Genomic DNA, 25,425 nt, shown 5'->3' with positions numbered 1-25,425 from the left:
TAGTTGTTTTTTAAGCCTATCAAGCAAAATATACACATTGGCATTTTATAATGTTAACACAGCTAGGAAACTGCGTCAAACTTTTTTAGCTTTGATAATATAGTAGCCCTTTTTTTTCATAACGACCGTCACTTCTCCAAAAAGTTGCTCTAATTTCTCAATCGCAGATGGTCCACCTTGTTTTTTCTGAATAACCACCCACAACTCGCCTTCCGGCAATAAATGATCAGCACTTTTTTCAAAGATCGCATGTACCACTTTCTTCCCTGCCCGTATTGGGGGATTGGTCAGTATAGAGGCAAAAGCAGCTGATGAATGAACATTCGAGAACACATCACTTTGATAGATGCGGACATTATCAATGCGATTATGCTTAGCGTTTTCCTTTGAAAGTTCGACTGCTCTTTCGTTCACATCAATCATATGAATGGTGCGGCCTGTCATTTCGTTTGCTAACGATAAGCCGATCGGTCCATAACCGCAACCGACATCTAAGACGTCGCCATCCAAGTCAGGTTCTTCAAAAGCTTCAATTAAAAGCCTCGAACCATAGTCGACTTCTTTCTTAGAAAACACTCCACTGTCACTTGTAAAAGTAAAGCTACGGTTTCTCAAGGTGAAGTCCCATGTCTGTTTATTGCTTTTCACTGATGGCTTTTCCGTATAATAGTGGTCACTCATGGTGAATGGACCTCCTCTGGATTCAATCGTTTCAGGAGATAAGAAAAGAAAAAGCCCGCCAGTAAAAGCGAGCTTTCCCAAAAGATTAGGCGAAGATTACTTAACTTCTACAGAAGCGCCAACTTCTTCAAGCTTAGCTTTAAGTTCTTCAGCTTCTTCTTTAGCAATACCTTCTTTAAGTGGTTTTGGAGTGTTGTCAACAAGTTCTTTAGCTTCTTTCAAGCCAAGACCAGTGATTTCACGAACCACTTTGATAACTTTGATTTTTTGGTCTCCAGCACCAGCAAGTACTAGATCAAAATCAGTTTTTTCTTCAGCAGCAGCACCGCCACCAGCAGCTACAGCTACAGGAGCAGCAGCAGTTACGCCAAATTCTTCTTCGATTGCTTTTACTAAGTCGTTTAACTCAAGTACAGTTGCTTCTTTAACTGAAGCAATGATTTCTTCGATATTTAAAGCCATTTGTAATTCCTCCATTTTAAGTTTTTTTACGTCAAGTACGCATTAAGCGCCTTGTTCTTCTTTTTGATCTGCAACTGCTTTAGTAGCAAGAGCAAGGTTACGAACTGGAGCTTGAAGAACGCTAAGCAACATAGAAAGTAAGCCTTCGCGAGACGGAAGTTCCGCAAGAGCCTTCACTTCTTCTACAGTCGCTACGTTTCCTTCGATAACACCAGCTTTGATTTCTAAAGCTTCGTGGCTTTTCGCAAATTCGTTGATGATTTTCGCAGGTGCGATAACATCTTCGTTACTGAATGCGATAGCGTTTGGACCTGTTAAGAAATCGTTTAAACCCGTTAGTTCAACTTGTTCAACTGCACGGCGAGTCAAAGTATTTTTGTAAACTTTGAATTCTACGCCAGCATCACGAAGCTGTTTACGAAGTTCAGTCACTTCAGAAACTGAAAGACCGCGGTAATCTACGATTACAGTAGACATACTGTCTTTAAATTTAGAAGTAATTTCATCAACGACAACTTTTTTAGTATCGATTGCATTGCTCATGGTTACACCTCCTGTACAATTCTTTGTGTAACACTTATACCGATCAGGCCATCACGTTCCTAACGAACGGTTCTCCATATAAAAAGCCTCCATTAAGACATGGAGGCTGTATATACAAGCATACGTTAACGTAAGACTGTGACATATACACCTCGGCGGGTTAATTAAGCCATAAGGCCCCTGCTGTCTACGGTATAAATGATTATTCTATTTTACAACATTTTGATATTATCAAAACGATTGTGATAAGTCAAGAATTATTTTGCAGAGAAAGAAGATGGATCCACTTTCACGCCAGGGCCCATAGTAGATGTAACAGAAACGTTTTTCACGTATACACCTTTAGCCGCTGCAGGTTTTGCTTTAAGGATTGTGTCATAGATTGTTGCAAAGTTCTCAACAAGCTTTTCGTCCTCGAAAGAAACCTTTCCGATTGGCGCGTGGATGTTACCAGCTTTATCAACGCGGTATTCTACTTTACCAGCTTTGATTTCATTGATTGCTTTTTCTACTTCGAAAGTTACAGTTCCTGTTTTAGGGTTTGGCATAAGACCTTTTGGTCCAAGTACACGACCGATCTTACCAACTTCACCCATCATGTCAGGTGTCGCAACGATTACATCGAATTCGAACCAGCCTTGTTGGATTTTAGTGATGTAATCAGAATCTCCAACGTAGTCTGCTCCAGCAGCTTCTGCTTCTTTTGCTTTTTCGCCTTTAGCGAACACAAGAACGCGTTGAGTTTTACCAGTTCCGTTAGGAAGTACAACTGCACCGCGGATTTGTTGATCGTTTTTACGAGGGTCTACGCCCAAACGAAAAGCAACTTCTACAGTCGCATCAAATTTCGCTGTATTTGCTTTTTTTGTAAGAGAAACAGCTTCAGCAACATCATACGCTTTTGTACGATCGATCAGCTTAGCAGCTTCTACATACTTTTTACCTTTTTTAGCCATTATAAAAATCCTCCTTATGTGGTTTTAGCGGAATAACCTCCCACGAATAAGGGTTGCGAACTTGTCAAAACCAAACTCGCAACCCAACAAGACAAAAAATTAATCTTCGATGACAATACCCATACTGCGTGCAGTACCTTCAACCATGCGCATAGCTGATTCAACGCTAGCAGCGTTTAAGTCAGGCATTTTTGTTTCCGCGATTTCGCGTACTTTATCACGCTTAACAGTTGCCACTTTATTACGGTTAGGTTCACCAGAACCAGACTCAATACCAGCTGCTTTTTTAAGTAATACTGCAGCAGGTGGAGTTTTAGTAATAAATGTAAATGAACGGTCTTCAAAAACCGAAATTTCAACAGGAATGATAAGACCAGCTTGGTCAGCTGTACGAGCGTTAAACTCCTTACAGAATCCCATGATATTAACACCGGCTTGACCTAGTGCAGGTCCAACTGGTGGAGCTGGGTTAGCTTTTCCAGCAGGAATTTGCAATTTAACAACTTTTACTACTTTTTTAGCCACGAGACACACCTCCTTAAAGTCCGTGATGTGGTAATAGGGGAATCCCCCTCCCACTCAACAACTTCATTCTTTATATGAATGACGAAATAACTAGCTAGCGATCTTGAGCGAACTCAAGACGTACCTTTGCTATATTACCACTTCTATACACTCATTTCAAGCTCTTTTAAATTACAATTTATCGATCTGTGTGAACTCAAGTTCCACAGGAGTTTCTCTACCAAACATATTAACGAATACTTTGACTTTGCTTTTATCATAATCAATCTCTTCGATAGAGCCTGTGAAGTTAGCAAATGGTCCATCGATGACCTTGACTGTTTCTTTTAGTTCAAAGTCGATTTCTGTCTTGCGCTCTTCAAGTCCCATTCTCTTCAGAATGGTTTCCGCTTCGCCAGGTAATAACGCTGTCGGCTTAGAGCCTGATCCAGCTGATCCAACGAATCCTGTCACACCTGGTGTATTACGAACGACATACCAAGAATCGTCAGTCATGACGATTTCTACTAGCACATATCCAGGGAACACTTTCTTTTTCACTACTTTTTTCTTACCGTTTTTAATGTCCGTTTCTTCTTCTTCTGGTACAACAACGCGGAAAATTTTATCCTGCATGCCCATTGATTCAACACGCTTTTCCAAGTTCGCTTTCACTTTGTTCTCATAGCCAGAGTACGTATGCACAACATACCAATTCTTTTCCATTTTCGTTCAGGACTATTTAGTCCTTCCCTCCCCACATTTCGTAATGTCTATTTGACGAATCTCGAGTACCGGTAAATATTTTCAAGCAATTGAAAAAACCCGTAAAACGGGTTTTTTGGCAAGTCATATTATGATCTATTATAGCACGTTCAGCAGACCATTATTCAAGTATTAATGAATTAATTCGATTAATTGTGAGATTCCTATATCAAGAAAAGAGAAAAAGATGGCAAAAAATACGACTGTTAAAATAACAGTGATCGTGTAGCGGACCATTTCGTTTTTCTTTGGCCAGCTGACCTTTTTCATTTCTTTCCCGACACTTTTTAAGAAACTGATAATACGCATGTAAAAGACCTCCACAGATTAAAGAACGCAAATCCTACTTCGTTTCTAAATGTGTTTTATGTGAATTACAAGTCTTGCAATATTTCTTAACTTCTAATCTTTCAGCTGCTGAAGCAACACTTTTCATTGTCGTATAATTGCGGCTTCCGCAGTCTTTACAGGCTAGAGTAATCTTTTTCCTCATATTTACACCTATTTTCTCGACATCATTTCCTTAGTACCTTATCACAGTGTCGAAAAAGCTGTCAATATAGGTTTGATTAGAGACTGATCTCGCGCAGCTCTAAATATTTCTCTAATTTTCTCTTTACTCTTTGGAGTGCGTTATCAATTGATTTCACATGACGGTTTAAATCTTCAGAAATCTCCTGATAGGACCTGCCATCAAGATAAAGCACAAGTACCTTTCTTTCCAGCTCGCTTAGTAATTCACCCATTTTCATTTCAATATCATCAAATTCTTCTTTGCTAATGATTAAATCTTCTGGGTTAAGCGCTTTAGCACCGGAAATGACGTCCAATAATGTTCTGTCCGATTCTTCATCGTATATCGGCTTGTCTAATGATACATAGGAATTTAACGGGATATGTTTTTGGCGAGTAGCTGTTTTAATTGCGGTGATAATTTGGCGGGTAATACATAATTCTGCAAAAGCCTTAAATGAAGTAAGCTTGTCCTCTCTGAAATCGCGGATAGACTTATAAAGTCCGATCATCCCCTCTTGGACAATGTCCTCTCGATCCGCTCCAATCAAGAAATAAGATCTTGCTTTCGCACGTACAAAATTGCGGTATTTCGTTATTAAATAATCTAGCGCATCACTATCTCCGACATGAACCCTTTCAATGACTTGTTCATCTTCCAACTGGCAAAATTGCTCTCTGATGGACTTACCCTTGCTGTTGTTTAGATTCACTTCGATCCCCCCGACCGCACCTAGATAGAAATATTATACAATAATGGTTGAAATATCGTCAAGCTATTCCAAGTTTCCCCGCCGCCATTTTTCAAACGTTTTCAATACATCTTCTGACAATTCAATTTTGGATGCTGGTTTATCAGAAGTAATCTTTTTGACACGTGTTTCAATCTTTCGTTCAATCACTTCTATCTCTCTTAAGAGCTCTCGTGCTGACTTACGAAGTGCACCCTGCCCAAAAATCGCCCATTGTTCTGTATAATCAGAGGTCGCCACATGAATTTGCGTCCGAATGTTATTCAAGTCTTGTGCCAGTTTTTCAATCCGCTCATCAGCCGTTTCATTTTCTCTTGTAAAGATGACCTCTACTCGGTGGTTTGTCCGCTTCTTTTCGATTCCTTTGACCATATGGGCATCGAATACGACAATGACTCGATACCCTGTATATGCTTGATATTCTGCTAAATGTTGAATCAGCACGTCTCTGGCTTCTTCAAAGCTGTTTTCTTTTAAGTGCTGCAAACGAGGCCATGCACCTATCATGTTGTATCCATCGACTAAGAGGATGTCCATCTCTATTCTCCTAACGGATAACGTTTTCGATACACTTCATACATCAATAGACTAGCGGCAACTGATGCATTTAATGAAGTGACCTTCCCGGCCATTGGCAATTTAATCAAGAAATCACATTTTTCCTTAATCAATCGGCCAATTCCTTTTCCTTCACTGCCAATGACAAGAGCGAGAGGCATCGTGCCATCAAATTGTCTGTAGTCCTGCTTCGCAGATGCATCTGTTCCTGCGACCCAGATTCCTCTTTCTTTCATTTCATCAAGAGCTCTGGAAAGATTGGTTACTTTTGCGACCGGGATATGTTCAATGGCTCCAGTAGATGCTTTCGCAACAGTTGTCGTCAAGCCTACCGCTCGTCGTTTTGGAATGACGATTCCATGTGCACCAACAGCATCGGCCGTACGCATGATCGACCCTAAATTGTGCGGATCTTCAATTTCATCTAAGATGATGAAAAATGGTTGTTCATTCCGCTTTTCAGCAATTTGATACAGATCGTCCAATTCTGCATATTCATATGCTGCTACTTGTGCAACGATTCCCTGGTGCTGACCTGTTACCATCTGATCAAGCTTTTTCCTCGGAACATACTGAATGGTGATATTTTGCTTTTTCGCGAGTTCAATGACCTGCTGGGCTTGTCCTTTTACAGTGTTTTCTGCCATCCAGAGCTTGTATAACTCCCGATCTGACTTCAGTGTTTCAATCACTGCATTTTTCCCAATCACATAATCATGTTGCTGACTCATTTGTCTTCCTCCCTGACGTTCCGATTTCAATCGCCTGACTAATCAACTCTTCTAAGCGTTCGTCCTGCTTTTCAATAAATAAATAACCCATGAGCGCTTCAAACGCTGTACTATAACGATACGTTTGAACGTCTGTGTTTTTAGGCACTGTGCCTGATTTTGCATTTCTTCCTCTTTTCAGCACCGCTTCTTCCGCTTCTGTGAAAAAGCCCTTCTGCTGAAGTTCAAATAAAATAGCGGCCTGAGATTTAGCTGAAACGATCTTACTTGCACGTTTATGAAGCTCATTTGGTTTGGTCGCCCCCGTTTGGAGGAGGTGATGCCTCACGTATACTTCAAAAATGGCATCACCCATATAAGCAAGTGCAAGTCCGTTCAACTGTTTTCCGTCTTTCAGCTTTTCAAAATTCAACATGACCTATTCTCCTCTTTTCCAGCGCGTACCTTGAGGAGTGTCCTCCAATACAATATTCATGCTCTTTAACTGGTCACGAATTTGATCAGACAATGCGAAGTCACGATTCCTTCTAGCTTCATTCCGCTTCTCAATTAATGCTTCTACCTCTTCGTCAAGCGTGTGCTTTTCTTCTAGTGAGAAGCCGAGGACGGATGTGATTTCTTGGAACAAACCAATAAATGCCTTGATCACTTCCTCAGAAGTATGATCATTTTCCATATAGTAATTCGCTTGTTTCGCTAGTTCAAATAAAACAGAGATGGCATTTGCCGTATTGAAGTCATCATTCATTTCAGAAATAAATGTCGCACGCTGCTCTTCAATCTTTGTCAACCATTCAGTGTTATCCTCTGTTAAATTGGTACTGCTCTCAAGGCGATGATGTAGATTTGAATAAGATGTTTTGAGTCTGTTAAATGCACTCTTTGTACTTTCCAATAAGTCAATGGAGTAATTGATTGGATGACGATAGTGAACCGACAGCATAAAGAAACGAAGCACATCTGGATCTTGTTCTTTAATAATGTCATGTACGAGCACAAAGTTCCCAAGTGATTTTGACATTTTTTCATTCTCAATATTAATATACCCGTTATGCATCCAATACTTCGCAAAAGGTTTTCCTGTCAAAGCCTCAGATTGAGCGATCTCATTCTCGTGATGAGGGAACGTTAAATCCTGTCCGCCAGCATGAATGTCAATCGTATCGCCTAAATACTTTTTGACCATCGCAGAGCACTCGATGTGCCAGCCTGGACGCCCTTCACCCCACGGACTGTCCCAAGAAATCTCCTGATCCTTTGCGGCCTTCCATAATGCAAAGTCGAGTGCATCCCTTTTCTTTTCACCTACACGAATACGGGCACCTGTCTTTAATTCATCAATCGATTGGTGAGACAGTTTTCCGTAGCCTTCAAATGAGCGTGTGCTGTAATACACGTCACCATCTGCTTCATAGGCGTAGCCTTTTTCAATCAATGTGGCGATAAACGCAATGATATCATCCATATTTTCTGTCACTCGCGGGTGAAGGTCTGCTTTTTTGCAGCCTAATGCACTGACGTCCTCAAAGTATGCTTGGATAAACCGATCAGCAATCGTTGGGACATCCTCGCCTAATTCATTTGCTGCTTTGATGAGTTTATCATCCACATCAGTAAAGTTGGATACGAAATTCACATCATAGCCGCTATATTCTAAATACTTACGTACCGTGTCATATACAATGGCCGGTCTTGCATTCCCGATATGAATGTAGTTATACACGGTTGGTCCGCATACATACATTTTCACCTTTCCTGGTTCAAGTGGGACAAACTCTTCTTTTTTACGTGTCAATGTATTATAAATATTGATTGTCATGATTGTTCTTCCTTTCTGCTCAATGAAGCCAGCTCACGTTTTAGCTTTTCCATTTCTCGCTCCAATTCTTTGAAACGATCAGAAACTGGATCTGGCAAATCTTGATGATTGAGATCACGATTGATTTTCTTTCCATTTTGAACGACCACTCGCCCAGGTATACCTACAACAGTGGAATGGTCTGGTACGTCTTTTAACACAACAGACCCCGCACCAATCTTGGACCCTTTTCCTACGGTAATGGAACCGAGCACCTTAGCACCAGTCGCAATCAAGGCATCGTCCAAAATAGTTGGATGCCGCTTTCCCTTTTCTTTCCCTGTTCCCCCTAATGTCACGCCTTGGAAAACAGTGACGTTATCGCCAATTTCACATGTTTCCCCAATCACGACGCCCATGCCGTGATCAATAAAGAACCGCCGGCCGATGGTTGCTGCTGGGTGAATCTCAACCCCTGTGAAAAACCGGCTGACCTGAGAAATGATCCGCGCAAGAAAATACAGCTTCCGCTTGTAAAATGCATGCGCAACACGATGAGCCCAAATCGCATGAAGCCCTGAATAGGTTAGCACTACTTCAAGATAGCTTCTAGCAGCAGGATCTTGATCAAACACAGTATCAATATCTTCTTTCAGCATTTTGAAAAACACATGCTCCCCCCGTTCTTCCCCATCAATCTCTCTTAGGACTTGCTCTCTTTTTTGGACAAATAAAAAACGCCTCTGCCATATGACAGAGACGTTTTGAAAACGCGGTTCCACTCTGTTTAGAAAGCCCTCATTTCGCAGCCTTCTCAACTTCATCCCATAACGGAGGGTACCGCCCTTGCATACTAACATACGTGTTCCTCAAGGGTCTTGAGGGTGCATTTCCAACGTCTGTCCATAAGTCTCTTTCAGCCGGTGAAGACTCTTTCTGTGATGGACGATAACATTGTACTTCTCCCTCGCAACGATTTTCCTTATATTTGTTTAATGCGGTTTAATACCGTCTCTTTACCTAGTAGTTCAATACTTTGCGGAAGTTCTGGGCCATGCGTTTGTCCAGTGACAGCCACACGAATTGGCATGAATAGTTTCTTACCTTTATGCCCTGTTTCTTTTTGTACCGCTTTAATGGCAGCTTTGATTTCATCAGGTGTGAAAGACTCAAGACGTTCAAGCTGACCTGCAAACGAAGCCATCACTTCTGGTACTTGCTCTTCTGCAAGAACTTCCTTTGCCTCTTGATTATACTCAATTTGTTCCTTAAAGAACAACTCTGTTAACTCAACAATTTCTGCTCCGTAGCTCAATTGCTCGTGGTATAGAGAAATGAGTTTGCGCACCCACGTGTTTTCTTCTTCTGTCAGCTGCTCGCTTACCTTGCCTGCCTTTTGAAGATGTGGAAGTGTAAGTGCCACAACTTGATCAAGATCAAGTGCTTTCACGTATTGGTTATTCACCCATTTTAGTTTATGCATATCAAATAGAGCTGGTGACTTAGAAAGTCGATTGACATCGAAAATATCGATGAACTGCTCTTTTGTAAATAGTTCCTCTTCACCAACTGGAGACCATCCAAGCAGTGCAATGAAGTTAAACAAAGCTTCTGGTAAATAGCCTAAGTTCTTATACTGTTCGATGAACTGGATAATTGATTCATCACGCTTGCTTAATTTCTTGCGGTTCTCGTTTACAATCAGCGTCATATGTCCGAACAGCGGAACATCCCAGCCAAATGCATTGAAGACCATAATTTGTTTAGGTGTATTCGAAATGTGATCCTCACCACGAAGAATGTGAGTCATTTTCATCAAATGATCATCCACCGCTACAGCGAAGTTATACGTTGGCGTACCATCTTTCTTCACAATGACAAAGTCACCGATGCCGTCTGTTTCAAATGAAATCTCGCCTTTGACCATATCGTCAAATTTGATAATTTCTCCTTTAGGCACTCGGAAGCGGATGCTTGGCTCTCTTCCTTCAGCAATCAGCTTGTCCTCTTCTTCTTTTGATAAATGACTGCATTTACCAGAATATCGAGGCATTTCACTGCGGGCAATTTGTGCTTCTCGCTCTTCTTCTAGTTCTTCAGCCGTACAATAGCACTTATACGCCAAGTCTTTCGCTAGTAGCTCGTCATAATATTTTTTGTAAATATCATTACGCTCTGATTGTCTGTAAGGACCGTAGCCGCCATCTTTATCAATGCTCTCGTCCCAATCAATCCCGAGCCATTGCAGGTGGCGAAGCTGGCTTTCTTCTCCGCCTTCTACATTACGCTTTTGATCCGTATCCTCGATTCGAATAATAAATTTGCCGCCTTGGCTGCGTGCGAACAAATAGTTGAAAAGAGCCGTTCTAGCATTCCCAATATGTAAATGACCAGTTGGACTCGGTGCATAACGAACACGCACTTCATTTCCCATGAGTTTAACTTCCTTTCATCTGCATCATGTTGTCTGACACCAATTTTTTATAAACGTATTTTATCATCAAAACCCATTCTCATCAAAACGGATTTTACTTTTTCTGAAGAAGTACGGTTGCTTGAGAGGCAATTCCTTCGCCTCTTCCTGTAAATCCAAGTTTCTCTGTCGTTGTTGCTTTGACATTCACCTGTGTGACATCTGCCTCAAGAGCTTCTGCGATTTTCTCACACATTGGCTGAATGTATGGTGCCATCTTTGGTTTTTGCGCCATGATCGTGCAATCGATATTCACCAGTGTATAGCCTTTTTCTTTTACAAGTGCCCACACGTGTTGAAGTAATTTAAAAGAGTCTGCATCTTTAAACTCCGGATCCGTGTCTGGAAAATGTCTGCCGATATCTCCTTCTGCAATCGCACCTAGGCAGGCATCCGCCACAGTATGAAGCAGTACATCCGCATCTGAATGCCCAAGTAGACCCTTTTCATAAGGGATCGTCACACCGCCAATAATAAGAGGTCTTCCCTCTGTTAATTGATGCACATCAAAACCTTGTCCTATTCTAAACATGTTCTAGTACCCTCTTTCCGCATCCATAATTGCCTTGGCAACCAATAAATCATCCGGTGTTGTCAGTTTAATATTGGTATAGTCTCCTTGGACAATATACACACTCTCACCGTGTAATTGTTCCACAAGACTGGCGTCATCTGTTCCAAGAAAGCCTGTCCGCTCCGCATGTTCATGCGCTTCTTTTAAAATAGAATGACGAAAAGCTTGTGGGGTCTGGACTGCCCACAAGCTCTGACGTTCAATGGTTTGTTCCACTTTGCCTTCTTGAACGCGTTTGATTGTGTCTTTCACTGGTACCGCTACGACTGCGGAGCCTTTTTCAATCGCTGCTTTAACGAGCAAGTCAATCTGTGTATGCTTAATAAAAGGCCTTGCGCCATCATGAACAAGCACGATGTCCGCATCTTGCACAGCCTTCAATCCTTCGTATACACTTTGCTGCCGTTCTTCACCGCCAGTGACAAGTGAAACAGGCGTTTGAAAAGCGTGTACCTTCAGTAGCCTTTCAAAGTCACGACGCTCTTCTTCATTGATCGCTAAGATCATGCGTCTGCATTGAGAATGAGCGTCAAACACCTTCAGTGTGTGGATGATGACCGGCATTCTTTTCAATTCAATAAAAAGTTTATTGCGGCCGGCCTTCATTCGCTTCCCCTGCCCCGCAGCCGGAATAACTACTTCATAATACATGTTCGTTCTCCCTTTAGAGCGCCTTCTCCAGAAGTTTTGGCTTCGCAAAAATCATTCTTCCAGCAGCAGTTTGCAGCACACTCGTGACGAGCACATCAATGTCTTTTCCAATATAATTGCGTCCTTCTTCGACCACAATCATCGTACCGTCATCTAAGTAAGCAACACCTTGGTTATGCTCTTTCCCATCTTTGATGACCTGTACCTTCATTTCTTCCCCAGGCAGTACAACCGGTTTGACTGCATTGGCTAGATCATTGATGTTTAACACTGCTACTTTTTGAAGTTCGCATACTTTATTTAAATTAAAATCATTTGTCACAACAACACCTGAAGTTAACTTAGCGAGTTTCACAAGCTTACTGTCAACCTCTTGAATATCTTCAAAGTCACCTTCGTAAATTTCAACTTTAATATCCAGTTCTTTTTGGATACGATTTAAAATATCAAGACCTCTTCGGCCTCTATTTCTCTTTAATACATCAGAAGAGTCTGCAATATGCTGTAATTCCTCGAGTACAAATTGAGGAATGACCATCACACCTTCTAGGAATCCAGTTTGACAAATATCTGCGATTCTTCCATCAATGATAACACTTGTGTCTAAAATTTTCAGCTTTTTATCTTCTATTTCAGGTTCATCATCAGCTGCTCCTTTTTTCTTTGTGACCTTTGCAGATCGGGAGAACAGCCCCATCATTTCATCCTTCTTCTTAAACCCTACCTGAAATCCAAGGTATCCTAAAAAGAAAGCCAGGAAAATCGGAATAATGGTACCAAAAATATGATATGGGATATTGTTTAGCGGGATCACGTTTACAATAAGATATGCTAGAATAAGTCCAAATACTAAACCGAAACTTCCAGATATAAGATCAGGAAGAGGCGCCTTCAATAGAGAATCCTCGATCCATTTCACCCAATTAACCACATAGCCTGTGCACCATTTACCAATGATAAAGAACACAGCGGCTCCTATTAGTGCTGAAGAGTAAGCATTTGTTATGAAAGGTATGTCCTTCAAATTTAACAGCAGAAATAACTCTGGAATGATAAAAATCCCTACAACTGCACCGAAAATGATAAAAAACGCCTGAACGATTCTTTTTAACATACCTTCACCTCCTTTATTTTTCATCTGTCAATCCACCTTCATCTGACATTGATATATGCTTAAGTTTCCTATCATCATGAACAGAAAACAAAACCATCATTAATATACCCATATTCATCCATTTTTAACCGTATTTAAGAAAAATTTCTCTTTTTATAGCTGACGGTCGATATAATGTTTTTCTTGCAGTCTTTTTAATCCTTTTTTTATCTTTTTCGCTCTTACTTCTCCAATTCCTTCTACTTCATCCAAATCTTGTACATCTGCTTCCATAATTCGATCTAGCACACCAAATGCTTCGACCACGTTTTCAACGATTGGCATAGGCAGTCTAGGGATTTTATGAAGTAATCTGTATCCTCTAGTGTACACATATTCGTCAATATTTGTAGATGCTGGATAGCCAAGTAACTTGTACAAAATGGAGTCATCTAAAAGTTCAAAGCTCGACATATCTTGGAGCTGTTTCAGCAGCACATATGGATCTTTGATCTTTTCTTTCACGTAATCTTTAATAAATAACGCCGCTTCCTGCTCCATATCTGTAATCAGCTCATTGACTTGCAGACGGATCAAGTGTCCTTCTGTCCCAAGCTCTTTGATATACATATTGATTTCATTTTTGATTCTAAGTACCATTTCATAACGATGTAGCACGGATAATACATCACCAAAGGTCACAAGCTCTTCAAATTCTAAGGCGCTTAACGCAGAAATGGCATGATCTAAAATGGTTTTATATTTCTCAAGTGTTTGTATCGCTTGGTTGGCCTTCGTCAAAATAAAACCAATATCTTTCAGCGTATATCGTCGATTCCCTTGGTATAAGGTAATGACGTTCCGACGTTCAGAAATGGCAATGATTAAGCAACCTGTCTGCTTTGCTACACGTTCAGCCGTTCGGTGTCTCATGCCTGTTTCTGATGAATGAATGGTTGCATCCGGCATGAGCTGTGTATTCGCATACAAGATTTTTTGACCAGAGTCACTTAAAATAATCGCCCCATCCATCTTCGCCAATTCATATAAATGTGCTGGGGAGAAAGCAGAATTAATATGAAATCCTCCATCTACCACACTTTTCACTTTATCATTATAACCAACAACAATGAGCCCTCCAGTATTGGCTCTTAGGACGTTTTCAATCCCTGCCCGCAGGGGTGTCCCCGGTGCCACAAACTGGACAATATCTAAGAGATCGACTTCTCTCGCTCCTTTTTTCTCTTTTTCCATTTCTATGATCCCCCTAGTGAAATACGAAGTGCCTCTGCTACATTTTCTACACCGACTAACTCAATCCCTCTCGGTTTTTTCCATCCATCTATATTCGCCTGAGGAATAAACATTCGCTTAAATCCTAGTTTAGCAGCTTCCTGCACACGCTGTTCAATTCTTGATACTCTTCTGACTTCTCCCGTCAGACCCACTTCTCCTATAAAGCAATCTGCTTGATGCGGCGCTGCATCTTTAAAGCTTGATGCAATACTGACGGCAATAGCCAAGTCAATCGCTGGTTCATCAAGTTTCACACCACCTGCGACCTTTAAGTAGGCATCTTGGTTTTGCAGTAGCAGCCCTACCCGTTTTTCTAAAACGGCCATAAGCAATGACACTCGGTTATGATCAAGGCCAGTAGCCATTCTCCGTGGATTCCCAAAGCTCGTCGGTGAAATAAGTGCTTGTATCTCCACTAGAACAGGTCTTGTTCCTTCCATTGAGGCAACAACACACGATCCAGATACACCTGCTGACCGCTCTTCTAAGAAGATTTCTGATGGGTTTAATACCTCTGTGAGCCCTTCCTCTCTCATTTCAAAAATTCCTAATTCATTCGTTGAACCAAAACGGTTTTTCACTGCCCTTAAAATACGAAACGTATGATGACGCTCCCCTTCAAAATAAAGAACTGTATCTACCATATGCTCTAAAAGGCGCGGCCCAGCAATCGAGCCCTCCTTCGTCACGTGACCAACGATAAAAATAGGAATACCATTCGTCTTGGCAATTTTCATCAGCTGGGCAGTGCATTCCCTCACCTGAGAAACAGATCCAGGAGCTGACGTGATATCGCTTTGATAAACGGTTTGAATTGAATCGACCACAACAAAAGCGGGTTTCATCTCTTGTATAGCAGACGTTATATACTCCATATCGGTTTCAGCCAAAACATGTAAAGAGGCACTTTCAATACCGAGACGGTCCGCCCTAAGCTTCGTTTGTTTGATTGATTCCTCACCAGATATGTATAACACATTCTGATTTTGATCTGATAGCTGTGCTGAAACTTGTAATAATAGTGTGGACTTCCCAATCCCAGGATCACCGCCAATAAGAACGAGTGAACCTTTGACAATTCCACTTCCTAATACTCGGTTAAATTCTTCTAAATTCGTTTTAATTCGGGGTTCTTCGGATGTTTCAATTGCAGATATAGGTGAAGGTTTTTGAATGGTTTGAACAGAATGATTAAACGCACTTCGACGATTTGCCGGCTCTTTACGAACGACCTCTTCTGTCATACTGTTCCAAGTGCCGCAGCCGGGACATTTCCCCATCCATTTGGCTGACTCATAACCGCACGATTGGCATATAAATTTTGATTTTGACTTAGCCATAGATTGAAGAATACAACTCCTTATACTGGTCAGAAAATAAGTAAAGGGAGGCATCCAACTTACTGGTATGCCTCACACTTTTTTCTTACTATATTAGTTCGTAGCAGCCGTTGCTTTTACGACAATTTCTCCATCTTCTACATCTAATACGATATGTTGGCCCTTTTCAATATTGCCTTTCAGCAATTCCTCAGAAAGTCGATCCTCGACGTGCTTTTGAATCGCTCTTCTTAACGGACGAGCACCATACTCAAGGTCTACGCCTTCGTCGGCAATCTTGGCTTTTGCTGCTTCCGTCAATTCAATTGAAAGGTCCTGCTCTTTTAGTCGTTTTGTCAATTGATCAGACATGAGAGACACAATCTCTTTTAGATGTTTCTTTTCGAGTGAGTGGAAGACAATAATTTCATCAATACGGTTGATGAACTCCGGTCTAAACGCACGTTTCAGCTCACCCATTACTTTGCCTTTCATATCTTTGTAATTTTGACTTTCATCCTGCACGTTAAAGCCAACATATTTATTGCGCTTCAGCTCACTAGCTCCAACGTTTGAAGTCATAATCAAAATCGTATTTCTAAAGTCAACAGTACGACCTTTAGAATCAGTGAGACGACCATCTTCTAACACTTGAAGTAAGATGTTAAACACATCAGGGTGCGCCTTTTCAATCTCATCTAGAAGCACGACAGAATACGGCTTTCTTCTCACTTTTTCAGTCAGCTGACCGCCCTCATCATAGCCCACATAGCCTGGAGGTGATCCAACAAGTCTTGAAGTCGAGTGTTTTTCCATGTACTCAGACATATCAATACGAATCATCGCTTCTTCATCACCGAAGATAGACTCGGCGAGTGCTCTTGCAAGCTCAGTCTTACCAACACCTGTTGGCCCTAAGAAAATAAAGGAGCCAATCGGACGTTTCGGATCTTTTAGTCCAGCACGGGCACGTCTTACAGCTTTTGCAACAGCAACAACTGCTTCATCCTGTCCAATGACGCGAGAGTGGAGCAATTGTTCCATGTTTAGAAGCTTATCTGTTTCTGTTTGAGCAATTTTTGAAACAGGTACTCCCGTCCAGCTAGAAACAACCATTGCGATATCATCCACAGAAACCTCTGAATTCTCTTGTCCCTGCTTTTCTTTCCAAGATTTCTTCGTCACTTCTACCTTTTCACGCAAACGTTGCTCCGTATCACGAAGAGAAGCGGCTTTTTCAAATTCTTGACTTTGAACAGCTGCATCCTTTTCCTTGCGTACTTCATCCAGCTTTTGCTCAAGTTCCTTTAGATTAGGCGGTGTTGTGAAAGAACGTAAGCGAACTTTTGAACCCGCCTCATCAATTAAGTCGATCGCCTTATCTGGAAGGAAACGATCAGAGATATAACGATCAGAAAGCTTTACCGCCGCCTCAATGGCTTCATCTGTAATAGACACACGGTGATGTGCTTCATAACGGTCTCTAAGCCCTCTTAAAATTTGAATACTTTCATCGACAGATGGCTGGTCCACTTGAATTGGCTGGAATCGACGTTCAAGTGCAGCATCTTTTTCAATATATTTACGGTACTCATCTAACGTTGTTGCCCCGATACATTGAAGCTCACCACGTGCTAAAGATGGTTTTAGAATATTAGAGGCATCAATCGCACCCTCTGCTCCACCTGCACCAATCAGTGTATGAAGTTCATCAATGAAGAGAATGATATTTCCAGCCTGACGGATTTCGTCCATGACTTTTTTCAAACGATCCTCGAATTCACCACGATATTTCGTTCCCGCTACAACGGTTCCCATATCAAGTGTCATGACTCGTTTATCACGCAGAATTTCAGGCACTTCGTTGTGAATAATTTGCTGTGCGAGACCTTCTGCGATCGCTGTTTTACCAACACCAGGCTCTCCAATCAAGACAGGGTTATTCTTTGTTCTTCTACTTAGGACCTCAATGACACGCTGAATTTCTTTGCTGCGGCCAATCACAGGGTCCAAGCTGTCCTCTTTCGCAATAGCCGTTAAGTCTCTTGCCAAGCTATCTAAAGTTGGTGTATTGGCATTGCTATTAGATCCTGCCGCAGATGCACCCGTTTCATTGCTGCCTAGAAGCTGCAATACTTGCTGGCGTGCTTTATTTAAGCTCACTCCGAGGTTATTTAAGACACGGGCAGCTACACCCTCTCCCTCACGAATAAGACCTAAAAGAATATGTTCTGTCCCTACATAGGAATGACCAAGCTTTCTCGCTTCATCCATAGAAAGCTCCGTAACCTTCTTCGCTCTAGGTGTGTAATGAGGAATAGCTTGAGACACCTCTTGCCCTCTTCCAATCAAGCTCTCGACTTCTTTTTGGATTTTATCTGAAACAAGGCCCAGTGCTTCTAATGCTTTTGCGGCGATGCCCTCACCTTCACGTACAAGACCAAGTAAAATATGCTCTGTACCGATGTTCTTATGGCCTAGGCGAATGGCTTCTTCTTGTGCAAGTGCTAATACCTTTTGAGCTCTTTCAGTGAATCTTCCAAACATCATATCGTTTCATCCTCCTGTCCATTCCTATGCATTTCTAAGCGCAGCCTTTCTCTGATAATTGCTGCTCGTTTTATATCTCTTTCATTTGGTTCCAAGGCTCCTCCTGAATATTGCTGAAGGAAGCCAGGCTGTGTCAAAATCATGAGTTCATTCAGTATATTACTTGAAAGCCCCTTAATGATACCTAAATCAATTCCAAGTCGCACATCTGACAAACACTTAGCCGTTTCCTTAGATTCAATCATGCGACAATTAGCCAAAATCCCCAAGGAACGGTACACTCTGTCTTCAAGTTCAATTTTAGACGTCTGATATAATGCCTTACGTGCAGATCGCTCTTGTTCAATGAGCTGCGCCGTCACACTATTCAAGTCATCTACAATATCTTCTTCTGATTGACCCAGTGTCATTTGATTTGAAATTTGAAAGATGTTCCCTATTGCTTCGCTACCCTCACCATAAATTCCTCTGACCACAAGACCTAATTGATTAATTGCAGGAATAATGCGATTCATTTGTCTTGTCAGGGCTAATGCTGGTAAGTGCATCATGACTGAAGCCCTAATACCTGTACCTACATTGGTCGGACAGCTCGTTAAGTATCCTCGCTTTTCTGAAAACGCATAATCCACTTGCTCTTCAATCCAGTCATCTATTTGGTTAGCTGCTTTTAGTGCATTAGCCAGCTGAAATCCTGGGAACAAGCATTGAATACGAATATGGTCTTCCTCATTCAGCATGACACTGATTTCTTCATTTTCTGAAAGCAAACAGCCGCCAAATCTTGATTCTGCTAAATTGGGACTAATCAAATGCTTTTCAACAAGTACCCTTTTAGCCAAAGGCTGCGTTTCATTCATTCGAATCAGAACAAAGTTTCCAATTTCCTCCACTTCCTGGCTCGCAAACTTTTGCTCGAATTGCTGAAGAACAGCTTCAGCCTCCTCTTGAGAAAACTGAGTTGGGAAACGAACATGCTCTAGATTGCGTGCCAGTCGAATACGACTGCTTAGAACAATGTCACTTTCTGGTCCTTTCTGTTTCATCCATTGACTTAATGCGTCTTGAATAAAATGCTGGAGCGACATGTCGTTAATCTCCCTCCCTCTGCTGAGATTGCTCATGCTCTAATGCACGAATTTGATCTCGAACTTCCGCTGCTTTTTCAAACTCTTCCTGTTCAATCAGCTGCTTCAGTTCTTGCTGCATTAACTCAAGTTTCCGGCGAACATGCAGACTGCCAGCAATCCGTTTAGGGACTTTTCCATTATGGACTGTATTTCCACTATGGACTTTCCTTAAAACAGGATTTAAATACTGATCAAAGGTTCGATAACATTCTGCACAGCCAAAACGGCCTGTTTTCCTGAATTGCTGAAAAGTTAAGCCACACTTAGGACATTGATCCACTTCTCTTGCCTCTTGAAAAATAGATGATCCTTTATTCGCACTTGTGGTAAAGCTAGGATCAATATTCAATAAGCCTGATAATAAGTTGTGAATCGAGAAACCTTGGTTTCCACTCATAGCATATGAATCACTGTTTTCTTTTGCACATTGTTCACATATGTGCATTTCTTGTTTTTCTCCATTTATTACTTTCGTAAAGTGAAAAGTGGCTGGTCTCTCATTGCATTCTTGACAAATCAATCTTTTCACCCGCTTTACTTTAATTTCAAAGCATTTAACATCGCTTTCATCATCCGAGCTCTCAGTTCATCTCGTTCAGGTAAATCAATGTGTAAAACAGAACGGTCCATGACACTAATCATCATCTTTGCTTCTCTTTCGGATAAAATGTTGTTCTCAACAAGACGCATAATGATATGATCAGATGCAGCCTGTGATAAACGATGATATATTTGGGAAATAATGTTGTTCAATAAATCGACTTCATCATTCATTTTGACTTTAATGATACGGATATAGCCACCGCCGCCACGCTTACTTTCGACGATATAACCTCTTTCGCTCGTAAAGCGTGTATTGATAACATAGTTAATTTGTGAAGGTACGCATTGAAACTTATCTGCAATTTCATTGCGTTTAATTTCTAATATTTCTCGACCATTCTGATCCAAGACTTCCTTCAAATACTGCTCGATGATATCAGAAATATTTTGTGCCACTCCGCCTCCTCCTCCATTGACTTTGACTATATTTGACTTTAATCTTACTATAAATTTTTTCGATCGATTTTTCAAGATAATCGCTCAACTAACAATATTATTTCCACATTTATCTGGTGCCAAACGTCCCAAAAACACAAAAAAGACCAGTTCCGATTGGAACTGATCTTTTGAAAAGCTTGGCGGCGTCCTACTCTCACAGGGGGAAACCCCCAACTACCATCGGCGCTGAAGAGCTTAACTTCCGTGTTCGGTATGGGAACGGGTGTGACCTCTTCGCTATCGCCACCAAACCTGATGGAGAGAATGTTCTCTCAAAACTAGATAACAATGTTCATTTTTCACATTAGAATATAGGTTAAGTCCTCGATCTATTAGTATCTGTCAGCTCCACGTGTCACCACGCTTCCACCTCAGACCTATCAACCTGATCATCTTTCAGGGATCTTACTTCCTTGCGGAATGGGAAATCTCATCTTGAGGGGGGCTTCATGCTTAGATGCTTTCAGCACTTATCCCGTCCGCACATAGCTACCCAGCGATGCCCTTGGCAGAACAACTGGTACACCAGCGGTGCGTCCATCCCGGTCCTCTCGTACTAAGGACAGCTCCTCTCAAATTTCCTGCGCCCGCGACGGATAGGGACCGAACTGTCTCACGACGTTCTGAACCCAGCTCGCGTACCGCTTTAATGGGCGAACAGCCCAACCCTTGGGACCGACTACAGCCCCAGGATGCGATGAGCCGACATCGAGGTGCCAAACCTCCCCGTCGATGTGGACTCTTGGGGGAGATAAGCCTGTTATCCCCGGGGTAGCTTTTATCCGTTGAGCGATGGCCCTTCCATGCGGAACCACCGGATCACTAAGCCCGACTTTCGTCCCTGCTCGACTTGTAGGTCTCGCAGTCAAGCTCCCTTGTGCCTTTACACTCTGCGAATGATTTCCAACCATTCTGAGGGAACCTTTGGGCGCCTCCGTTACATTTTAGGAGGCGACCGCCCCAGTCAAACTGCCCACCTGACACTGTCTCCCTGCCCGATAAGGGCAGCGGGTTAGAAGGTCAATACAGCCAGGGTAGTATCCCACCGATGCCTCCACCGAAGCTAGCGCTCCGGTTTCCAAGGCTCCTACCTATCCTGTACAAGCTGTACCAACATTCAATATCAGGCTGCAGTAAAGCTCCACGGGGTCTTTCCGTCCTGTCGCGGGTAACCTGCATCTTCACAGGTACTATAATTTCACCGAGTCTCTCGTTGAGACAGTGCCCAGATCGTTGCGCCTTTCGTGCGGGTCGGAACTTACCCGACAAGGAATTTCGCTACCTTAGGACCGTTATAGTTACGGCCGCCGTTTACTGGGGCTTCAATTCGCACCTTCGCTTACGCTAAGCGCTCCTCTTAACCTTCCAGCACCGGGCAGGCGTCAGCCCCTATACTTCGCCTTACGGCTTCGCAGAGACCTGTGTTTTTGCTAAACAGTCGCCTGGGCCTATTCACTGCGGCTTCTCGGGGCTTTAACACCCTAAGAAGCACCCCTTCTCCCGAAGTTACGGGGTCATTTTGCCGAGTTCCTTAACGAGAGTTCTCTCGATCACCTTAGGATTCTCTCCTCGCCTACCTGTGTCGGTTTGCGGTACGGGCACCTCTCACCTCGCTAGAGGCTTTTCTTGGCAGTGTGGAATCAGGAACTTCGCTACTAAATTTCGCTCGCCATCACAGCTCAGCCTTCACGGGAAACGGATTTGCCTATTTCCCAGCCTAACTGCTTGGACGCGGATATCCAATACCGCGCTTACCCTATCCTCCTGCGTCCCCCCATTGCTCAAATGGTGAGGAGGTGGTACAGGAATATCAACCTGTTGTCCATCGCCTACGCCTTTCGGCCTCGGCTTAGGTCCCGACTAACCCTGAGCGGACGAGCCTTCCTCAGGAAACCTTAGGCATTCGGTGGACGGGATTCTCACCCGTCTTTCGCTACTCATACCGGCATTCTCACTTCTAAGCGCTCCACCAGTCCTTCCGGTCTGACTTCACTGCACTTAGAACGCTCTCCTACCACTGTTCGTAAGAACAGTCCGCAGCTTCGGTGATACGTTTAGCCCCGGTACATTTTCGGCGCAGAGTCACTCGACCAGTGAGCTATTACGCACTCTTTAAATGGTGGCTGCTTCTAAGCCAACATCCTGGTTGTCTAAGCAACTCCACATCCTTTTCCACTTAACGTATACTTTGGGACCTTAGCTGGCGGTCTGGGCTGTTTCCCTTTCGACTACGGATCTTATCACTCGCAGTCTGACTCCCAAGGATAAGTCATCGGCATTCGGAGTTTGACTGAATTCGGTAACCCGGTAGGGGCCCCTAGTCCAATCAGTGCTCTACCTCCGAGACTCTTACCTTGAGGCTAGCCCTAAAGCTATTTCGGAGAGAACCAGCTATCTCCAGGTTCGATTGGCATTTCACCCCTACCCACACCTCATCCCCGCACTTTTCAACGTGCGTGGGTTCGGGCCTCCATTCAGTGTTACCTGAACTTCACCCTGGACATGGGTAGATCACCTGGTTTCGGGTCTACGACCACGTACTCATGCGCCCTATTCAGACTCGCTTTCGCTGCGGCTCCGCATCTTCTGCTTAACCTTGCACGGGATCGTAACTCGCCGGTTCATTCTACAAAAGGCACGCCATCACCCGTTAACGGGCTCTGACTACTTGTAGGCACACGGTTTCAGGATCTATTTCACTCCCCTTCCGGGGTGCTTTTCACCTTTCCCTCACGGTACTGGTTCACTATCGGTCACTAGGGAGTATTTAGCCTTGGGAGATGGTCCTCCCGGATTCCGACGGAATTTCACGTGTTCCGCCGTACTCAGGATCCACTCTGGAGAGAACAACATTTCAGTTACAGGGCTGTTACCTTCTTTGGCGGGCCTTTCCAGACCTCTTCGCTTATATCGTTCCTTTGTAACTCCGTATAGAGTGTCCTACAACCCCAAGAGGCAAGCCTCTTGGTTTGGGCTGTTCCCGTTTCGCTCGCCGCTACTCAGGGAATCGCATTTGCTTTCTCTTCCTCCGGGTACTTAGATGTTTCAGTTCCCCGGGTATGCCTTCTCATACTCTATGTATTCAAGTATGGATACTACTCCATTACGAGCAGTGGGTTTCCCCATTCGGAAATCTCCGGATCAAAGCTTGCTTACAGCTCCCCGAAGCATATCGGTGTTCGTCCCGTCCTTCATCGGCTCCTAGTGCCAAGGCATCCACCGTGCGCCCTTTCTAACTTAACCATTTCTTACTTTAGAAAGAATCACTATGTGTGATGAACTTTGCATTGCATTCAATGTGAATGTATTACTTATTGTTATCTAGTTTTCAAAGAACAATCCTGTCTCGCTAGAGACATGTTTGAAGGAATGATCCTTCAAAACTAAACAAGACGAAAAACGTACGCTGCTCCATATATCCTTAGAAAGGAGGTGATCCAGCCGCACCTTCCGATACGGCTACCTTGTTACGACTTCACCCCAATCATCTGCCCCACCTTCGGCGGCTGGCTCCATAAAGGTTACCTCACCGACTTCGGGTGTTGCAAACTCTCGTGGTGTGACGGGCGGTGTGTACAAGGCCCGGGAACGTATTCACCGCGGCATGCTGATCCGCGATTACTAGCGATTCCAGCTTCACGCAGTCGAGTTGCAGACTGCGATCCGAACTGAGAACAGATTTGTGGGATTGGCTAAACCTTGCGGTCTCGCAGCCCTTTGTTCTGTCCATTGTAGCACGTGTGTAGCCCAGGTCATAAGGGGCATGATGATTTGACGTCATCCCCACCTTCCTCCGGTTTGTCACCGGCAGTCACCTTAGAGTGCCCAACTGAATGCTGGCAACTAAGATCAAGGGTTGCGCTCGTTGCGGGACTTAACCCAACATCTCACGACACGAGCTGACGACAACCATGCACCACCTGTCACTCTGTCCCCGAAGGGAAAGCCCTATCTCTAGGGTTGTCAGAGGATGTCAAGACCTGGTAAGGTTCTTCGCGTTGCTTCGAATTAAACCACATGCTCCACCGCTTGTGCGGGCCCCCGTCAATTCCTTTGAGTTTCAGTCTTGCGACCGTACTCCCCAGGCGGAGTGCTTAATGCGTTAGCTGCAGCACTAAGGGGCGGAAACCCCCTAACACTTAGCACTCATCGTTTACGGCGTGGACTACCAGGGTATCTAATCCTGTTCGCTCCCCACGCTTTCGCTCCTCAGCGTCAGTTACAGACCAGAGAGTCGCCTTCGCCACTGGTGTTCCTCCACATCTCTACGCATTTCACCGCTACACGTGGAATTCCACTCTCCTCTTCTGCACTCAAGTTTCCCAGTTTCCAATGACCCTCCCCGGTTGAGCCGGGGGCTTTCACATCAGACTTAAGAAACCGCCTGCGAGCCCTTTACGCCCAATAATTCCGGACAACGCTTGCCACCTACGTATTACCGCGGCTGCTGGCACGTAGTTAGCCGTGGCTTTCTGGTTAGGTACCGTCAAGGTGCAAGCAGTTACTCTTGCACTTGTTCTTCCCTAACAACAGAGCTTTACGATCCGAAAACCTTCATCACTCACGCGGCGTTGCTCCGTCAGACTTTCGTCCATTGCGGAAGATTCCCTACTGCTGCCTCCCGTAGGAGTCTGGGCCGTGTCTCAGTCCCAGTGTGGCCGATCACCCTCTCAGGTCGGCTACGCATCGTCGCCTTGGTGAGCCGTTACCTCACCAACTAGCTAATGCGCCGCGGGTCCATCTGTAAGTGACAGCCGAAACCGTCTTTCATCCTTGAACCATGCGGTTCAAGGAACTATCCGGTATTAGCTCCGGTTTCCCGGAGTTATCCCAGTCTTACAGGCAGGTTACCCACGTGTTACTCACCCGTCCGCCGCTAACATCCGGGAGCAAGCTCCCTTCTGTCCGCTCGACTTGCATGTATTAGGCACGCCGCCAGCGTTCGTCCTGAGCCAGGATCAAACTCTCCGAAAAAGTACAAAACCGAAGTTTTGCTTTTCGCCAGTTTGACTGACTACCTATGATGTATCATAGG

24 protein-coding genes, 3 rRNA genes and 2 other annotated features are annotated in these 25,425 nt (G+C 43.5%); all 27 genes read right to left on the bottom strand.

Translation table 11 applies throughout. From position 1 onward, the window contains the following. Nucleotides 1-75 precede the first annotated feature (75 nt). The 27 genes from MHI20_RS13790 to MHI20_RS13660 all read right to left on the bottom strand — a co-directional run bounded on the left by MHI20_RS13790 (nucleotide 76) and on the right by MHI20_RS13660 (nucleotide 25,364). Entirely contained in the window at nucleotides 76-681 is a 606-nt protein-coding gene (locus MHI20_RS13790; RefSeq protein ID WP_340938969.1) for a class I SAM-dependent methyltransferase, read from the bottom strand. A 96-nt stretch (nucleotides 682-777) separates the two neighbouring features. After that, a complete protein-coding gene (gene rplL, locus MHI20_RS13785; protein ID WP_008345418.1) occupies nucleotides 778-1,143 on the bottom strand; it encodes a 50S ribosomal protein L7/L12 in 366 nt (121 codons plus the stop codon). A 42-nt stretch (nucleotides 1,144-1,185) separates the two neighbouring features. Next, a complete protein-coding gene (gene rplJ, locus MHI20_RS13780) occupies nucleotides 1,186-1,686 on the bottom strand; it encodes a 50S ribosomal protein L10 (RefSeq protein WP_003217048.1) in 501 nt (166 codons plus the stop codon). Nucleotides 1,687-1,756: 70 nt separating this feature from the next. Next, nucleotides 1,757-1,897 (bottom strand) — a sequence feature (ribosomal protein L10 leader region). 46 nt (nucleotides 1,898-1,943) lie between these two features. Continuing rightward, complete coding sequence (gene rplA, locus MHI20_RS13775) at nucleotides 1,944-2,642, bottom strand: 50S ribosomal protein L1 (RefSeq protein WP_017359164.1); 699 nt, start codon at nucleotides 2,640-2,642, stop codon at nucleotides 1,944-1,946. 99 nt (nucleotides 2,643-2,741) lie between these two features. Further along, on the bottom strand, nucleotides 2,742-3,167 hold the full coding sequence (gene rplK, locus MHI20_RS13770) for a 50S ribosomal protein L11 (protein WP_003216956.1): 426 nt from the start codon (nucleotides 3,165-3,167) through the stop codon (nucleotides 2,742-2,744). A gap of 171 nt (nucleotides 3,168-3,338) precedes the next feature. Further along, nucleotides 3,339-3,872: a transcription termination/antitermination protein NusG gene (nusG, locus tag MHI20_RS13765; RefSeq protein WP_003217197.1), complete on the bottom strand. Its 534-nt coding sequence runs from the start codon at nucleotides 3,870-3,872 to the stop codon at nucleotides 3,339-3,341. A gap of 171 nt (nucleotides 3,873-4,043) precedes the next feature. Further along, on the bottom strand, nucleotides 4,044-4,220 hold the full coding sequence (gene secE, locus MHI20_RS13760) for a preprotein translocase subunit SecE (protein ID WP_008345422.1): 177 nt from the start codon (nucleotides 4,218-4,220) through the stop codon (nucleotides 4,044-4,046). A gap of 34 nt (nucleotides 4,221-4,254) precedes the next feature. Beyond that, a complete protein-coding gene (gene rpmG / locus MHI20_RS13755) occupies nucleotides 4,255-4,404 on the bottom strand; it encodes a 50S ribosomal protein L33 (RefSeq protein ID WP_008356502.1) in 150 nt (49 codons plus the stop codon). Between the two features lie 76 nt (nucleotides 4,405-4,480). After that, on the bottom strand, nucleotides 4,481-5,137 hold the full coding sequence (sigH, locus tag MHI20_RS13750) for an RNA polymerase sporulation sigma factor SigH (RefSeq protein ID WP_008345424.1): 657 nt from the start codon (nucleotides 5,135-5,137) through the stop codon (nucleotides 4,481-4,483). A gap of 63 nt (nucleotides 5,138-5,200) precedes the next feature. Then, a complete protein-coding gene (gene rae1 / locus MHI20_RS13745) occupies nucleotides 5,201-5,713 on the bottom strand; it encodes a ribosome-dependent mRNA decay endonuclease Rae1/YacP (RefSeq protein ID WP_007496285.1) in 513 nt (170 codons plus the stop codon). Nucleotides 5,714-5,715: 2 nt separating this feature from the next. Next, nucleotides 5,716-6,465, bottom strand: a complete 750-nt coding sequence (gene rlmB / locus MHI20_RS13740; RefSeq protein ID WP_017359163.1) for a 23S rRNA (guanosine(2251)-2'-O)-methyltransferase RlmB — start codon at nucleotides 6,463-6,465, stop codon at nucleotides 5,716-5,718. Further along, entirely contained in the window at nucleotides 6,449-6,880 is a 432-nt protein-coding gene (locus MHI20_RS13735) for a Mini-ribonuclease 3 (RefSeq protein ID WP_008345428.1), read from the bottom strand. The genes rlmB and MHI20_RS13735 overlap by 17 nt, the downstream gene beginning before the upstream one ends. A gap of 3 nt (nucleotides 6,881-6,883) precedes the next feature. Further along, nucleotides 6,884-8,284: a cysteine--tRNA ligase gene (gene cysS, locus MHI20_RS13730; protein WP_008345429.1), complete on the bottom strand. Its 1,401-nt coding sequence runs from the start codon at nucleotides 8,282-8,284 to the stop codon at nucleotides 6,884-6,886. Beyond that, a complete protein-coding gene (gene cysE / locus MHI20_RS13725) occupies nucleotides 8,281-8,934 on the bottom strand; it encodes a serine O-acetyltransferase (RefSeq protein ID WP_017366453.1) in 654 nt (217 codons plus the stop codon). The genes cysS and cysE overlap by 4 nt, the downstream gene beginning before the upstream one ends. Nucleotides 8,935-9,015: 81 nt before the next feature. Next, nucleotides 9,016-9,245: a binding site (T-box leader), on the bottom strand. After that, complete coding sequence (gltX, locus tag MHI20_RS13720) at nucleotides 9,246-10,697, bottom strand: glutamate--tRNA ligase (RefSeq protein ID WP_039169429.1); 1,452 nt, start codon at nucleotides 10,695-10,697, stop codon at nucleotides 9,246-9,248. 94 nt (nucleotides 10,698-10,791) lie between these two features. Continuing rightward, nucleotides 10,792-11,268 carry a 2-C-methyl-D-erythritol 2,4-cyclodiphosphate synthase gene (gene ispF, locus MHI20_RS13715; RefSeq protein ID WP_007496273.1) on the bottom strand — a complete coding sequence of 159 codons (477 nt, stop codon included), beginning with the start codon at nucleotides 11,266-11,268 and terminating at the stop codon, nucleotides 10,792-10,794. Between the two features lie 3 nt (nucleotides 11,269-11,271). Further along, complete coding sequence (ispD, locus tag MHI20_RS13710; protein WP_008345432.1) at nucleotides 11,272-11,961, bottom strand: 2-C-methyl-D-erythritol 4-phosphate cytidylyltransferase; 690 nt, start codon at nucleotides 11,959-11,961, stop codon at nucleotides 11,272-11,274. A 13-nt stretch (nucleotides 11,962-11,974) separates the two neighbouring features. Continuing rightward, on the bottom strand, nucleotides 11,975-13,075 hold the full coding sequence (locus MHI20_RS13705) for a PIN/TRAM domain-containing protein (protein ID WP_047946821.1): 1,101 nt from the start codon (nucleotides 13,073-13,075) through the stop codon (nucleotides 11,975-11,977). Nucleotides 13,076-13,228: 153 nt separating this feature from the next. After that, complete coding sequence (gene disA / locus MHI20_RS13700) at nucleotides 13,229-14,308, bottom strand: DNA integrity scanning diadenylate cyclase DisA (protein ID WP_007496267.1); 1,080 nt, start codon at nucleotides 14,306-14,308, stop codon at nucleotides 13,229-13,231. A gap of 2 nt (nucleotides 14,309-14,310) precedes the next feature. Continuing rightward, entirely contained in the window at nucleotides 14,311-15,690 is a 1,380-nt protein-coding gene (gene radA / locus MHI20_RS13695; RefSeq protein ID WP_017359160.1) for a DNA repair protein RadA, read from the bottom strand. A gap of 93 nt (nucleotides 15,691-15,783) precedes the next feature. Beyond that, nucleotides 15,784-18,219 (bottom strand): ATP-dependent protease ATP-binding subunit ClpC, encoded by a 2,436-nt coding sequence (gene clpC, locus MHI20_RS13690; RefSeq protein WP_007496263.1) that lies wholly within the window; start codon nucleotides 18,217-18,219, stop codon nucleotides 15,784-15,786. Beyond that, nucleotides 18,216-19,307, bottom strand: coding sequence for a protein arginine kinase (locus MHI20_RS13685; protein WP_340938961.1), 1,092 nt, complete (start codon nucleotides 19,305-19,307; stop codon nucleotides 18,216-18,218). Before MHI20_RS13685 ends, clpC begins: the two co-directional genes overlap by 4 nt. A gap of 4 nt (nucleotides 19,308-19,311) precedes the next feature. Further along, on the bottom strand, nucleotides 19,312-19,869 hold the full coding sequence (locus MHI20_RS13680) for a UvrB/UvrC motif-containing protein (protein WP_007496258.1): 558 nt from the start codon (nucleotides 19,867-19,869) through the stop codon (nucleotides 19,312-19,314). 14 nt (nucleotides 19,870-19,883) lie between these two features. Next, on the bottom strand, nucleotides 19,884-20,348 hold the full coding sequence (locus MHI20_RS13675; RefSeq protein WP_003217184.1) for a CtsR family transcriptional regulator: 465 nt from the start codon (nucleotides 20,346-20,348) through the stop codon (nucleotides 19,884-19,886). Nucleotides 20,349-20,525: 177 nt separating this feature from the next. After that, nucleotides 20,526-20,641 (bottom strand): 5S ribosomal RNA (rrf, locus tag MHI20_RS13670). A gap of 61 nt (nucleotides 20,642-20,702) precedes the next feature. Beyond that, a 23S ribosomal RNA gene (locus tag MHI20_RS13665) occupies nucleotides 20,703-23,633 on the bottom strand. A 182-nt stretch (nucleotides 23,634-23,815) separates the two neighbouring features. Next, nucleotides 23,816-25,364: ribosomal RNA gene (locus MHI20_RS13660) — 16S ribosomal RNA — on the bottom strand. The 16S, 23S and 5S rRNA genes sit together here, the layout of an rRNA operon. Nucleotides 25,365-25,425: the final 61 nt, after the last annotated feature.

Source organism: Bacillus sp. FSL K6-1106 (genome assembly GCF_038005245.1).
In the GTDB taxonomy this organism is placed as follows: Bacteria; Bacillota; Bacilli; order Bacillales; family Bacillaceae; genus Bacillus; species Bacillus altitudinis.
The sequence above is the reverse complement of the archived record's forward strand: the minus strand, read 5'-3'. Positions and strand labels throughout refer to the sequence as shown.

Coding starts and splice junctions, on each gene's coding strand:
- MHI20_RS13790 (WP_340938969.1), bottom strand. CDS start 681: ATGAGTGACCACTATTATACGGAAAAGCCATCAGTGAAAAGCAATAAA.
- rplL (WP_008345418.1), bottom strand. CDS start 1,143: ATGGCTTTAAATATCGAAGAAATCATTGCTTCAGTTAAAGAAGCAACT.
- rplJ (WP_003217048.1), bottom strand. CDS start 1,686: ATGAGCAATGCAATCGATACTAAAAAAGTTGTCGTTGATGAAATTACT.
- rplA (WP_017359164.1), bottom strand. CDS start 2,642: ATGGCTAAAAAAGGTAAAAAGTATGTAGAAGCTGCTAAGCTGATCGAT.
- nusG (WP_003217197.1), bottom strand. CDS start 3,872: ATGGAAAAGAATTGGTATGTTGTGCATACGTACTCTGGCTATGAGAAC.
- secE (WP_008345422.1), bottom strand. CDS start 4,220: ATGCGTATTATCAGTTTCTTAAAAAGTGTCGGGAAAGAAATGAAAAAG.
- rpmG (WP_008356502.1), bottom strand. CDS start 4,404: ATGAGGAAAAAGATTACTCTAGCCTGTAAAGACTGCGGAAGCCGCAAT.
- rae1 (WP_007496285.1), bottom strand. CDS start 5,713: ATGGACATCCTCTTAGTCGATGGATACAACATGATAGGTGCATGGCCT.
- rlmB (WP_017359163.1), bottom strand. CDS start 6,465: ATGAGTCAGCAACATGATTATGTGATTGGGAAAAATGCAGTGATTGAA.
- MHI20_RS13735 (WP_008345428.1), bottom strand. CDS start 6,880: ATGTTGAATTTTGAAAAGCTGAAAGACGGAAAACAGTTGAACGGACTT.
- cysS (WP_008345429.1), bottom strand. CDS start 8,284: ATGACAATCAATATTTATAATACATTGACACGTAAAAAAGAAGAGTTT.
- gltX (WP_039169429.1), bottom strand. CDS start 10,697: ATGGGAAATGAAGTGCGTGTTCGTTATGCACCGAGTCCAACTGGTCAT.
- ispF (WP_007496273.1), bottom strand. CDS start 11,268: ATGTTTAGAATAGGACAAGGTTTTGATGTGCATCAATTAACAGAGGGA.
- ispD (WP_008345432.1), bottom strand. CDS start 11,961: ATGTATTATGAAGTAGTTATTCCGGCTGCGGGGCAGGGGAAGCGAATG.
- MHI20_RS13705 (WP_047946821.1), bottom strand. CDS start 13,075: ATGTTAAAAAGAATCGTTCAGGCGTTTTTTATCATTTTCGGTGCAGTT.
- disA (WP_007496267.1), bottom strand. CDS start 14,308: ATGGAAAAAGAGAAAAAAGGAGCGAGAGAAGTCGATCTCTTAGATATT.
- radA (WP_017359160.1), bottom strand. CDS start 15,690: ATGGCTAAGTCAAAATCAAAATTTATATGCCAATCGTGCGGTTATGAG.
- clpC (WP_007496263.1), bottom strand. CDS start 18,219: ATGATGTTTGGAAGATTCACTGAAAGAGCTCAAAAGGTATTAGCACTT.
- MHI20_RS13685 (WP_340938961.1), bottom strand. CDS start 19,307: ATGTCGCTCCAGCATTTTATTCAAGACGCATTAAGTCAATGGATGAAA.